Origin of the sequence: Neorhizobium phenanthreniclasticum (assembly GCF_040066075.1) — a bacterium.
Lineage (GTDB): Bacteria > Pseudomonadota > Alphaproteobacteria > Rhizobiales > Rhizobiaceae > Neorhizobium > Neorhizobium petrolearium.
The window spans coordinates 303,748-315,815 of record NZ_JBEAAL010000002.1; the positions used below are offsets into that span (position 1 = coordinate 303,748).

The window sequence follows — 12,068 nt, forward strand, 5'->3', positions numbered from 1 at the left end:
GCGAATGCGGAGCCACTTTATACAAACTAAATGAGGTTCCGCATTCGTGTGGGCTCTCCGATAATCCAGCATCCCCAAAAGTGGGAACCGGTTTTGGGACAAGACGCTGGGCAGAAAATTGAAAAGGCTTCGGCACCAAGGGATGAGTCCATCTTTTTTCCCCCTCGCCCTTCTCTTGCCGGAATTGTTCCTCCCTAATCAACGCGTCGTATCGATTCGCCTGGCCTCCGGTCGGGATCTGCCTCATTCTTGCAAAGCCGCATGGCGGCACAGCACAGTTCCGGCGATCGGGACTGCGGGCGGGGATCGTGTCACGAGCGAGGTGTGAAGGAAGGGGCTTAATTCGGTGGAGGCATTCTACATCATCCTGCTGGTCGGCACGGTGCTCGTGCTGTCGGCTGCCCTTTCGAGCCTGCTTGCCTTTCGCTTCGGCGCCCCCCTCCTCCTGGTCTTCCTGTCGATCGGCCTGCTCGCCGGCGTCGATGGCCTCGGCATCCAGTTCGAGAATTACTCCTTCACCTTCATGCTGGGATCGCTGGCACTGGCGATCGTGCTCTTCGATTCCGGCTTCATGACGCCCGCTCATTCCTTCCGCATCGCCGCCGCGCCGGCGCTGACGCTGGCCTCTGCCGGCGTGCTCCTGACGGCCGGCATTTTTGCGATCGCCGCCTCGTTCTTCCTCGGCTTCTCCTTTGTCGAAGGCCTGCTGCTCGGCTCGATCGTCGCGTCCACGGATGCCGCCGCCGTCTTCTTCCTGCTGCGCATTGGCGGCATCAACATCCGCGACCGGGTGCGCTCGACGCTGGAGGTGGAATCCGGCACCAACGACCCGATGGCGATCTTCCTGACGATCGCGCTGTCGGAACTGGTCGCCACCGGCCAGGGCTTTTCCGGCCTGGACTTCCGTTTCCTGATGCTTTTCATCGAGCAGATGGGGCTTGGTCTGATATTCGGCCTGTTCGGCGGCATGATGATCGTCTGGGTGCTGAACCGCTTCACCTCCGACCGGGGGCTTGCGCCGATCTTTGTGCTGACGCTGGCGCTGCTCGTCTTCGCCTTCACCGGCGTCATGGGCGGCAGCGGCTTCCTGGCCGTCTATGTCGCCGGCATCTATTCCGGCAACCGCCGGATGTTCGCCAAGCAGCAGATCGTCCGCTTCAACGAGGGGCTGACCTGGCTTGCGCAGATCATCATGTTCCTGGTGCTCGGCCTGCTCGCCACCCCCTCGCAGTTTCCGGCCATCCTCCTGCCGGCGATCGGCCTTGCGCTCTTCCTGATGTTCGTCGCCCGCCCCGTCGCTGTCTGGCTCAGCCTGCTCCCCTACGACTTCACCCAGCAGGAAACCGGCTTCGTCGCCTGGGTGGGCCTGCGCGGGGCGGTCTCGATCCTGCTTGCGATCATGCCGATCCTCAGCGGGGTGGAAAGCGGCTCGGTCTTCTTCAACACGACCTTCATCATCGTGCTCGCCTCCCTGTTGGTCCAGGGCTGGACGATCCGGCCGGTCGCCGAAAGGCTCGGCCTCATCATCCCGCCGCGCATGGGGGCGGTCGACAAGGTCGAGCTGGACCTGCCCGGCAAGGCGACCCACGAGCTGATCTCCTACCGCGTCATGAAGGACAGCCCAATCCTCAGCGGCGAGCGCATTCCCCGCTGGGCGATGTCCTCGCTCGTCATCCGCGACGGACGCAGCATGCGCTACCAGTATGCGGGACGGCTGAAGGAAGGCGACCAGGTCTATCTCTTCGTGGCGCCCAGCTACACGAAGCTTCTCGATCGCCTTTTCGCAAGCCGCGTGCCGGTCGAGGAGGATGATGCCGAATTTTTCGGCGCCTTCGCCATCTCGCCGACGCGCCCTGCAAGGGAGCTCGATGCGGCCTACGGGCCCGGCCTCCTGTCCGCCAACGAGCAGAACATGACGGTTGGCGACCTGATGACCTCCAGGCTTGGCGGAAGAGCGGAATATGCGGACCGCATCCGCTTCGGTTCGATCGTGCTGATCGTCCGCGAGCTCGACGAACATGACGAGATCCGCAGCCTCGGCATTTCGCTGGAGCCGGTGGAGCCGGCGACCAATCTGCCGATCTTCATCAACATGCGCGAGATCGCCCACCGCATCCGCGACCTCCTGCGCAAGTATCGCGGCAAGCCGGTGCCTGGAAAAAGCGGCGCGACGCCCCCGGAAGGTCCGGCCTCCGCGGCATGAATGCCGAGGTTCCCGAAGAGAATGGCGCAAGCATCCGACAACCGCCTTGCGTCATCGGTCTGGCATAGTATGGTCCGCACGAACTTTTCCTCAGCAAGTGGATCAGCATCATGCCGGCCTTTAAAACCCTTGACGATCTTCCCGATATCGCAGGCAAGCGCGTGCTCGTGCGCGTCGACCTCAACGTTCCCGTCGCCAATGGCAAGGTAACAGACGCGACCCGAATCGAGCGCGTGGCGCCGACCATCCTGGAACTTTCCGGGAAGGGAGCGAAAGTCATCCTGCTCGCCCATTTCGGCCGTCCGAAGGGCGAGCCGGTCGCCGATATGTCGCTGTCGCTGATCATGACGGCCGTCAACGAGGTGCTCGGACAGAAAGTCCTGTTCGCGACCGACTGCATCGGCCCCGATGCCAGGAAGGCGATCGACGGGATGGCGAACGGCGACATCCTGCTCCTCGAAAACACCCGCTTCCACAAGGGCGAGGAGAAGAACGACGCGGCCTTTACCGCAGCGCTTGCCGAAAACGGCGATATCTACGTCAACGATGCCTTCTCCGCCGCCCATCGCGCGCATGCCTCGACCGAGGGCCTCGCCCATCATCTGCCCGCCTATGCCGGCCGCACCATGCAGGAAGAGCTGGAGGCGCTGGAAAAGGGTCTCGGCAATCCGGCCCGCCCGGTGGTGGCGATCGTCGGCGGCGCCAAGGTTTCCACCAAGATCGACCTCCTCAAGAACCTCGTGAAAAAGGTCGATGCGCTGGTGATCGGCGGCGGCATGGCCAATACCTTCCTCGCGGCCAAGGGCATCAATGTCGGCAAGTCGCTGTGTGAGCACGACCTTGCGGATACGGCTAGGGAAATCATGAAGGAAGCGGAAGCCGCCAATTGCGCGATCGTGCTGCCGGCCGACGGCGTCGTCGCCCGCGAATTCAAGGCGGGCGCCGCCAACGAGGTTGTCGATATCGCATCGATCCCTGCGGACGCCATGGTGCTGGACGTCGGCCCGAAATCGGTGGCGGCGATCAACGACTGGATCTCCAGGGCTTCGACGCTCGTCTGGAATGGTCCGCTCGGCGCCTTCGAGATCGCCCCCTTCGACAAGGCGACCGTCGCGGCAGCCAGGCATGCGGCAGAAGAAACCAAGGCCGGCAGGCTCGTCTCGGTTGCCGGCGGCGGCGACACAGTCTCGGCCCTCAACCATGCCGGCGTGGCCGACGACTTCTCCTATGTCTCGACCGCCGGCGGAGCTTTCCTGGAATGGATGGAAGGCAAGGAACTGCCGGGCGTGGCCGTGCTTTCCAAGGCGGCTTGAGCTATAATTCCAAAAATCGGCGTGCGGATTTATGTCCGCACGTTCGGGCGTCAAGAAGCATTTAAAAACTTTAGATATTTTAAACGATTGAAACGATTTCAATCGTTTCAATGACTTACCACGGGATTTCCCTTAAAAAAAACTTCTGTTATCCGCGGATGGCATCTTAGGAGATATGAGCGCGTTTTGCGCCAACTTAGGGACAGGAGTGTAGTATGGTGGACGCGAAGATGTTGAACAAGATCAGCTCTGCGCCCGGATTTATTGCGGCACTGGATCAAAGCGGTGGTTCAACACCTGGAGCGTTGCGCCTTTATGGCGTATCCGACACCGACTATCATGGCGACGAGGAGATGTTCCGCCTGATGCATGCCATGCGGGTCCGCATCATGAGCGCGCCCGCCTTTACGGGCGACAAGGTTATCGGCGCTATTCTGTTCGAGCGGACCATGGACGGCGATGTCGATGGTGAGGCTGTTCCGTCCTATCTCTGGGAAAAGCGCGGCGTCGTACCCTTTCTCAAAGTCGACAAGGGCCTGAATGCCGAGGAAAACGGCGTTCAAACGATGAAGCCGATGCCCGATCTGGATACTCTTCTGATCCGTGGCCGCGAAAAGGGAATATTCGGGACGAAGATGCGGTCGGTGATTGCCCATGCCGACAAGGCCGGGATCGCTGCCGTCGTAGAGCAGCAGTTCCAGGTTGCGCGCCAGATCATCGGCCAAGGCCTGGTGCCGATCGTCGAGCCTGAAGTTTCCATCAAAAGCCCGACAAAGGAACAGGCTGAAGCCATTTTGCGCGACGAGATCGCCGAGCAACTCGACAAGCTTCCAGCAGGTGAGACCGTCATGCTGAAACTGACGATCCCGACGGTCGCCGATTTCTATGCGCCTTTGGTCGCTCATAAATCAGTCATTCGCGTCGTCGCCCTTTCCGGCGGCTACAGCACAGCGGAAGCCTGCGAAAAGCTCAGCCATAACCATGGCATGATCGCGAGTTTCTCGCGCGGGCTGACGGAAAAACTGCGCGTCACGATGAGCGACGCAGAGTTCGATGCCAGCCTGGCCGAAACGATCGATCAGATCTACGCCGCAAGCGTCAATAAGTCCTGATGCGATCCCGATGATCGGTGGCGTAGCATGTCGCTGATCTCGGGCGACATGCTACGAGCCTTGTCACGGAAGGGAATGGGCCGCACCGGCAACGGAGCGGCCTTTTGTTTGGCAGTCCGGTCGGTAAGTCTTGATGACCCGAATTGGCGGCACCACCTCTCTGCGGAAAGGAGGCTGAGCCATGACAGACCTGGAAACGACGGTCCGCGAACTCTTCAATGACTACGGCAGAATTAGCAACGATGCGCTCAAGGATGCGTCCTTGGTTGATATCGACGGAATGACTGCCTTCTTCGCCGCGTACTTTGTCGGCTCGACACCGCAAGCGGTGTTCGGTGGACCCAATGACGAAAAATTTCGCGAGGTCATCCCGAAAGGATTTGCGCGTTACCGCGAGGTCGGCGGCAAACAGATGCTCATTACCGGCATAAAGGTCACGCCGCTCAATGATCTGCACGCACTCGCAGAGGTCGGCTGGGATTTTGCCTATCTCAACAAATCGGGTGAAAGCGGAAATATCCGCTTCACCAACTTCTACTTCATCACCGTTGCAGGCGGCCGCCCCAGGATTTTTGCCTATATCACGGGCGACGAGGAAAAGGCGATGAAGGATCACGGCCTGGTCTGATCCGCGCCTGGTCGCCAGCCTTTCGTTTTATTGATCGGTGAATCACAAAGATTGGTTGGCGCAAGAGAAGTTCGTCGTTTAACTAACTAACGAACTGCATATCCTGGGAGCTGCCGCCATGCCGATTGCCGAATTTGTCACCGTCGATGTTTTCACCACCGAGCGCTTCGCCGGCAATCCGCTCGCCGTCATTCCCGATGCACGCGGCCTCACAGCCACTCAGATGCAGAAGATCGCCGCCGAATTCGGCTATGCGGAAAGCACATTCGTGCTACCGCCGGAGAACCCTGAGAACAGCGCCCGCGTGCGCATTTTCACGCCGACGATGGAAATCCCTTTTGCCGGCCATCCGAATGTCGGCACGGCTTTCGTGCTCGGCCGGCAGGCCGAACTCTTCGGCAGGCCGGTCGGCGAGAGGCTCCGCTTCGAGGAAATCGCCGGACTGGTGGACATCACGCTTCTTCGCGAGGCCGATACGGTAACCGGCGCCACGATCCGCGCGCCGCGCCCTCTGGAACTTGGTGACGAGGTGCCGACGGAACTCATCGCCGGCTGCGCTTCCATCGAAGCCGCTCATGTCCGCATCTCCGGCCACAAGCCGGTTATCGCCTCCGTCGGCCTCCCCTTCGCAATCGCCGAGCTCGAAAACCTCGATGCGCTGGCTGCCGCGCGGCCGAACATCACGGTCTTCCACGAGGCGGCCGCCCGGCATCCGCGTCCGGAAGGGGATTTTTCGCTTTTCGTTTACGTCCGTAACACCGAAAATCCATGGCATATCCGTGCCCGCATGTTCGCGCCGCTCGACAACGTCATCGAGGATCCGGCAACCGGCAGCGCATCTGCCGCCCTCTCCGCCTTTCTGGCGACGCAGGCGCCCGAGGTGGATGCAAACGTGCAGATCACCATTGAACAGGGCGTCGAGATGGGGCGCCGCAGCTTGATTGAATTGGATGTGGCGAAAACGGGCGGTATCGTTACCGACGTGCGCATTACCGGCCGCTGTATCTCCGTCATGCGCGGTGCAATCGACTGCTGAGGAGTATCGGCAGCGTCAGGAGAAATCGCGCAGGATCAGCGTCGCACCCCAGATCGCGAAGGCGAAGATCGCAAGCTTCCAGAAATCGCCGCGATGCCTGAGACCCGGCAAGCCGAGCGGCTTGATGATCTGGGCCGCCATGGCGAGGATCAGCAGAACTGAAATTGTCTTCGTCATTCCATTCTTCGTTCCGCTAAAGCGTGTCGCGATCTTTCAGATTCGCTTATCACGCTTTAAGTTCTTATTTTCACGCATGTCGTTATCGCAAAACCGCTGCACACTTTTGCGCGACATGCTTAGTCGCCACAGGCTGGACATTTTTGCGCTTCACCACAGATAGCTTTGGAGAGGATTCGGGGGAACCCGCTCCGCCTTCGTTAACGCCCGATTCATCCGCATGCAACAATGCTTGCACGCGATGCCATGATTGACTGCATCCGCGAAAAGAGCTGACAGTACCGAAACATGAGCCGAAACCTTCTGCCCGTCCTCGCCCTCCTCTGCGGTACGCTTTTCCTCTTCCTCGGCAACGGCCTGCAGGGTCTTCTCCTGCCGGTGCGCGGCTCGCAGGAAGGTTATTCCAACGAGGTGCTCGGGCTGCTCGGCACCACCTGGGCCTCCGGTTTCGTAATCGGCTGCTTCGTGGCGCCGAACGTGGTGCGCCGCATCGGCCATGTCCGCGCCTTTTCCGGCTTCCTGTCTCTGATATGCCTGAATGTGCTCCTGACCGGCATCCTGGTCGACCAGACCGCCTGGCTGATCCTGCGCGCCATCACCGGCTTCTGCACCGCCGGCACGTCGATGATCATTGAAAGCTGGCTGAACGAACGCGCCACACCCGAAAGCCGCGGCACGATCTTCTCCTTCTATATCTCGATCACCCTGTTCGGCGTGGTCGGCGGCCAGCTTATGGTGCCGTTCGCGGATATTTCCACGCCGATACTCTTCATGGTCTGCGGCATCCTCTACTCCATCGCCGCGCTGCCGACGACGCTCTCCAAGGCTGCTTCTCCGCAGCCGCTGAAGCGGGCACGCCTGGATCTTCCCGGCCTGTTCCGCAACTCCCCCATTTCCTTCGTCGGCATCCTGCTGATCGGCACGGCAAACGGCGCTTACGGGACGCTCGGGGCAGTCTTTGCGACCCGGGCGGGGCTGGACCACAGCGCGGTCGCAGCCATGGTCAGCATCACTATTTTTGCCGGCGCGATCATGCAGTTTCCGGCAGGCCGGCTCTCGGACACCATGGACCGCCGTCACGTGCTCGCCGGCCTTTCGGCGGCCTCGGCACTGGCTGGCCTCGCCGTCGCGCTCCTGAGGCCGACAGACGTATACAGCATCGTTATCCTAGTGGCGATCTATGGTGCTGCGGCGAACGCGCTTTATCCGATCGCCGTCGCGCATGCAAACGACTTCGCCGCACCTGAGGATTTCGTGAAGGTCTCGGGCGGCCTGCTGCTGCTATACGGTATCGGCACGATTATCGGGCCGACGCTCGGAGGCCCGGTTATGAGCTTCGCCGGCCCGCATGCCCTCTTTGCGGTGACCGCGGTCGCGCATATGCTGGTAACGGCTTATGCGATCATCCGCAGCCGCCAGCGCGCACCGGTGCCGGTCGAGGAGCGTGAGGCCTACCAGACCGCGCCGACCTCAGCCGGGCCGCTTGCAACGCCGGAAAGCCTGTCACTCGATCCGCGCGCCAAGAACGAGGCAACCGCAGAGATGAAGGAGGCATCATGAGCTTTCTTGATGACGATCGACCCAAGAAGCCGACTAGCCATGAGATCGGCTCCGATCTTTCCATGCTCTCCGTCGATGAGCTCGATTCGCGCATCAGGCTCCTGAAAGAGGAGATCGTGCGCCTGGAGGCGGAAAAAGAGAGAAAGGATGCCGGCCGTCGCGCCGCCGACAGCTTCTTCAGATCTTGAAAAACTAAGATATCGAGAAGTTTAAGGGTATTTTTTGCTTCGCCTTAACGGAATATTAATCATTAACGGAGACTATCCATCTGTCCAGGCTTCCTGGACTCAGACAGTTTCACCGTTCGGCGAATGGTCTGATTTCTCCCTGTTTTACCTTGAGAGCCGCCATCCCGCGGCTCTTCTTTTTGTTGCAGGACCATTTCCCCGATTTTCCTTCGGCACGGCATCGCAGCGGCTTCGGCAGGGGTCAGTTTCCCAGCCCAGGCCAGAAGCTGTATTCACAGCCTGAAATGTGTCTCATTTCAAGAAGATGGCCTCTATTTACCACTTCTTGTGGGTATTAACCTTTCCTTAAGAAACGTCTTGCGGATTTCCATTATAAGTATCATGTTCATGCCAAGTCAGAGCGGTTGGGAACTTTTACTCGACCTTGACCATTTGCCTGAATGTGATTGCGTTAGCAGGATGAATTCGATGTCCGAACAGGGATTGAACACCGTCAGTTTCGCCGGCCGCGCCGCTGCCTCCTCGCAGTTCAAGGCGCTCTACTCGGAGGGCATGGCCCTGGTTGAGGAAACCGCGAGCTATCTCGACGGTCCGGGGCGTGCCGCCTCCAAGGTTCTGCCGCGCATGGCGTCGGTCCTCTACGCCGCGGAATCCATGCGACTGACCACCCGCCTGATGCAGATGGCTTCCTGGCTGCTCCTGCAGCGCGCCGTCAACAACGGCGAGATGAGCCGCGACCAGGTCCTGTCGGAAAAGAGCAAGGTACGCCTCGACGGCTTCAACGTCGACCGCAGCGCGCCAGGCTGGCTCGACCTGCCGGAAGGTTTCCGCGAACTCGTCGAGCGTTCGCTCCGCCTGCAGAACCGGATCGCGCTCCTCGACCGGGAAATCTATCGGCCCGCCGACACCACCGTCATGCCTGACAACGAAAACAGCGTCCGCGCCCAGCTCAACCTGCTGCGCACGGCGTTCGGCAACTGAACCACGCGAACTCGCTCCATTCAGCCGGCGCATATCGGCTGCGCCGGCGTTTTCATGTCCGCGAAACGTCCCGGACATAGGCAGCAATCTCATCCCGGCTTTTCAAGCGAACCTTCACGCCTGAAAAGCCATCATAGAGCTTGAGGTGGCCGTCAAAGGAATTCCAGTTGTTCTTCCGCGCGCGATACTCCGAGACCCATCTCACGAGGCCCTCGAAGTTTTCCTCGCTTTCCCCGCCTTGAATGCCGCGCGCCCGGATATTCGCAACGCACTCCTCCTCGCAAAGGTCGATCCAGATCAATTGCGTCGCACGCGGAAGAAGCACGTCGACAAGCCATCCGTAGACGCCCTCCATAAGCCATACGTCGTCATCGGCCCGCTTTTTGACCTCTTGAATGACAACCGACTTGTCGCGAGCGATGCCATAGCGGCCGGGCTGCCAGTAGACATCGTCGAGGTGCACGGCCTCCATGCCGATACGCACCGCCATTCGTTTCGCCAGCCAGGTCTTGCCAGCACCGCCATTGCCCATGATGACGATACGACGGAGTGGGTCCGGCAAGTGCGATCGGTTTTCCATCCCGCATCCCTTCCTGCCCCATCAAAACAAAAAAGCCCGGCTTTCGCCAGGCTCTTCGTTTGGTCTGCTCGCTCAAGCGAATTAGAGGCCGAGGCCGCCGAAACGCTTGTTGAACTTCGAGACGCGGCCGCCGCGGTCCATGAGCTGCTGGTTGCCGCCGGTCCAGGCCGGATGGGACCTGGGATCGATTTCAAGGTTCATGGTCGCACCTTCCGAACCCCAGGTGGAGCGGGTCTCGTATTCGGTACCGTCGGTCATGACCACCTTGATCATGTGGTAGTCGGGATGGATGTCAGCCTTCATGTCGATAATCCTGCTCTTGCGAGGTCCATTTGTCGCAATTGCGAGCGAGAACCCTCTTTAATAAATGAAGCCGCAGACCGGTCCGGTCACGGCTTCACAATTCGATGCGGAGCCTATACAGGAAGGTTGCCGGAAGTACAAGTACCCCGTAGGGCCGAGAATATGCCTGTCGGGCGCATGGAGACGATGTGGCCGAAGCCCGAGAAAATCAACCGAGAAGCAAGGCTTTAAGACCGCTTGCAAGGCTCGTTCCCTATCTCGCCCGCTACAGGTCGATGGTCGCAGCCGCCACCTTTTTCCTTGTATTGGCCGCGGCCACCATGCTCGCTCTGCCGCTTGCCGTGCGCCGCATGGTCGACCACGGCTTTGCCTCTTCCGACGGCAACTTCATCAACAACTATTTCGGCATGCTGCTGGCGCTCGCAGCCCTCCTCGCGATCGCCAGCGCCATGCGCTATTACTACGTCATCACCATTGGCGAGCGTGTCGTCGCGGATCTGCGCCGCGAAGTCTTCTCCCACATCATCAGGCTTTCGCCATCCTTCTACGACGTCAACCAGTCGGGCGAGATCGTCTCACGCCTGACGGCCGACACGACGCAGATCAAGTCCGCTTTCGGTTCGGCCGCTTCCCAGGCCTTGCGTAACACCATCCTCTGTCTCGGGGCGATGGCGATGATGATCTATACGAGCCCAAAACTTTCCGCTCTGGTGCTCGGCGCAATCCCGCTGATCGTCTTTCCGCTGGTCGGCTTCGGCCGTTCTGTCAGGAGACGCTCCCGCGCCGCTCAGGATACGCTTGCGGAAACCTCCGCCTTCGCGGCAGAGACGATCGGCGCCACCCGCACCGTCCAGGCCTTCGGTGGCGAGACAACTGCAAGCGGCCGTTATGGCGGAGCGGTCGAAAAGGCTTACGACGCCGCCCGCGTTGCGATCAAGGCCCGCGCGCTTCTTACCGGCTTCGGTATTCTCCTCGTCTTCGGCAGCGTCGTCGGCGTGCTCTGGTACGGCGCACAGAGCGTGCTGTCCGGTACGATGACAGCCGGCACGCTTGGGCAGTTCGTGCTTTATTCGGTGATCGCCGCAAGCTCGCTCGGCCAGCTCTCGGAAGTCTGGGGCGAGCTTTCGGCCGCCGGAGGCGCGGCGGAAAGGCTTACGGAATTGCTGCACGAGGTGCCTGCAATCCGCGACCCGGAAAATCCCGTCGCTCTCCCCTCCCCTTCGCGCGGCGAGGTCGAATTCCAGGATGTCTCCTTCGCCTATCCCGCCCGCGTCAGCGCGATCACGCTGAACTCGCTTTCCTTTCGTGTGAAGCCCGGCGAGACCGTCGCGATCGTCGGCCCCTCCGGCGCCGGGAAGAGCACGATCTTTTCGCTGCTGATACGCTTCTATGATCCATCCACCGGCACAGTGAAGCTCGACGGGGTCGATCTGAGGCGGGCAAATCTCTCCGATCTCCGGTCCCGGCTTGCCATCGTGCCGCAGGACGTGACGATCTTCGCCGCCTCGATCCACGACAACATCGCCTTCGGCGTGCCGAATGCCACGCGCGAGGCCGTCCGCACCGCAGCGATCGCCGCCCAGGCGGACGAATTCATCGGCAAGCTCGACCAGGGCTACGATACGCTTGCCGGCGAGCGCGGCATCACGCTGTCCGGCGGCCAGCGCCAGCGTATCGCCATCGCCCGCGCCATTTTGAAGGATGCGCCGGTCCTGCTTCTCGACGAAGCCACCTCGGCGCTGGATGCCGAAAGCGAAACGCTGGTGCAGAAGGCGCTCGACGGCCTGATGCAGAATCGCACGACGCTGGTCATCGCCCATCGGCTTGCAACGGTGCTGAAAGCCGACCGCATTCTGGTCATGGAGGACGGACAGATCGTCGAGGAAGGCACGCACCAGAGCCTGATCGCCAAGGGCGGGCTTTACGCCAAGCTCGCCCGGCTGCAATTCCACGACATCGAACGGCAGAGCGCTACGGCACTCTGAAT

The 12,068-nt window shown here is 60.7% G+C and carries 12 protein-coding genes; 9 read left to right on the plus strand and 3 right to left on the minus strand.

Annotated features, from left to right (window positions below; genetic code table 11):
* Positions 1–346 precede the first annotated feature (346 nt).
* From ABK249_RS05630 to ABK249_RS05650, 5 genes are all read left to right on the plus strand, one after another.
* Entirely contained in the window at positions 347–2,203 is a 1,857-nt protein-coding gene (locus tag ABK249_RS05630; protein ID WP_348862403.1) for a potassium/proton antiporter, read from the plus strand.
* A gap of 110 nt (positions 2,204–2,313) precedes the next feature.
* Complete coding sequence (locus tag ABK249_RS05635) at positions 2,314–3,516, plus strand: phosphoglycerate kinase (protein WP_227703743.1); 1,203 nt, start codon at positions 2,314–2,316, stop codon at positions 3,514–3,516.
* 215 nt (positions 3,517–3,731) lie between these two features.
* Positions 3,732–4,628: a fructose bisphosphate aldolase gene (locus ABK249_RS05640; RefSeq protein WP_227703744.1), complete on the plus strand. Its 897-nt coding sequence runs from the start codon at positions 3,732–3,734 to the stop codon at positions 4,626–4,628.
* Positions 4,629–4,809: 181 nt separating this feature from the next.
* Positions 4,810–5,256: a hypothetical protein gene (locus ABK249_RS05645; protein WP_227703745.1), complete on the plus strand. Its 447-nt coding sequence runs from the start codon at positions 4,810–4,812 to the stop codon at positions 5,254–5,256.
* Positions 5,257–5,374: 118 nt separating this feature from the next.
* Complete coding sequence (locus ABK249_RS05650; RefSeq protein WP_227703746.1) at positions 5,375–6,292, plus strand: PhzF family phenazine biosynthesis protein; 918 nt, start codon at positions 5,375–5,377, stop codon at positions 6,290–6,292.
* Positions 6,293–6,307: 15 nt separating this feature from the next.
* Here the strand turns inward: ABK249_RS05650 and ABK249_RS05655 are convergent, their stop codons facing one another.
* Positions 6,308–6,469 carry a hypothetical protein gene (locus tag ABK249_RS05655; protein ID WP_227703747.1) on the minus strand — a complete coding sequence of 54 codons (162 nt, stop codon included), beginning with the start codon at positions 6,467–6,469 and terminating at the stop codon, positions 6,308–6,310.
* Between the two features lie 288 nt (positions 6,470–6,757).
* Here ABK249_RS05655 and ABK249_RS05660 point away from each other — a divergent pair, with 288 nt between their 5' ends.
* From ABK249_RS05660 to rcdA, 3 genes are all read left to right on the plus strand, one after another.
* Positions 6,758–8,029, plus strand: coding sequence for an MFS transporter (locus ABK249_RS05660; RefSeq protein WP_037156060.1), 1,272 nt, complete (start codon positions 6,758–6,760; stop codon positions 8,027–8,029).
* Positions 8,026–8,217 (plus strand): DUF1192 domain-containing protein, encoded by a 192-nt coding sequence (locus ABK249_RS05665; RefSeq protein WP_227703748.1) that lies wholly within the window; start codon positions 8,026–8,028, stop codon positions 8,215–8,217. The genes ABK249_RS05660 and ABK249_RS05665 overlap by 4 nt, the downstream gene beginning before the upstream one ends.
* A gap of 468 nt (positions 8,218–8,685) precedes the next feature.
* Positions 8,686–9,198 carry a protease adaptor protein RcdA gene (rcdA, locus tag ABK249_RS05670; protein WP_037156053.1) on the plus strand — a complete coding sequence of 171 codons (513 nt, stop codon included), beginning with the start codon at positions 8,686–8,688 and terminating at the stop codon, positions 9,196–9,198.
* A gap of 52 nt (positions 9,199–9,250) precedes the next feature.
* Here the strand turns inward: rcdA and ABK249_RS05675 are convergent, their stop codons facing one another.
* Together ABK249_RS05675 and rpmE are read right to left on the minus strand one after the other, a co-directional pair.
* Complete coding sequence (locus tag ABK249_RS05675; RefSeq protein WP_227703749.1) at positions 9,251–9,778, minus strand: P-loop NTPase family protein; 528 nt, start codon at positions 9,776–9,778, stop codon at positions 9,251–9,253.
* Positions 9,779–9,859: 81 nt separating this feature from the next.
* The gene (gene rpmE, locus ABK249_RS05680) at positions 9,860–10,081 is read right to left on the minus strand and encodes a 50S ribosomal protein L31 (RefSeq protein WP_037156051.1); all 222 of its coding nucleotides are present in this window, start codon (positions 10,079–10,081) and stop codon (positions 9,860–9,862) included.
* Positions 10,082–10,269: 188 nt separating this feature from the next.
* Here rpmE and ABK249_RS05685 point away from each other — a divergent pair, with 188 nt between their 5' ends.
* Entirely contained in the window at positions 10,270–12,066 is a 1,797-nt protein-coding gene (locus tag ABK249_RS05685) for an ABC transporter transmembrane domain-containing protein (RefSeq protein ID WP_227703750.1), read from the plus strand.
* Positions 12,067–12,068: the final 2 nt, after the last annotated feature.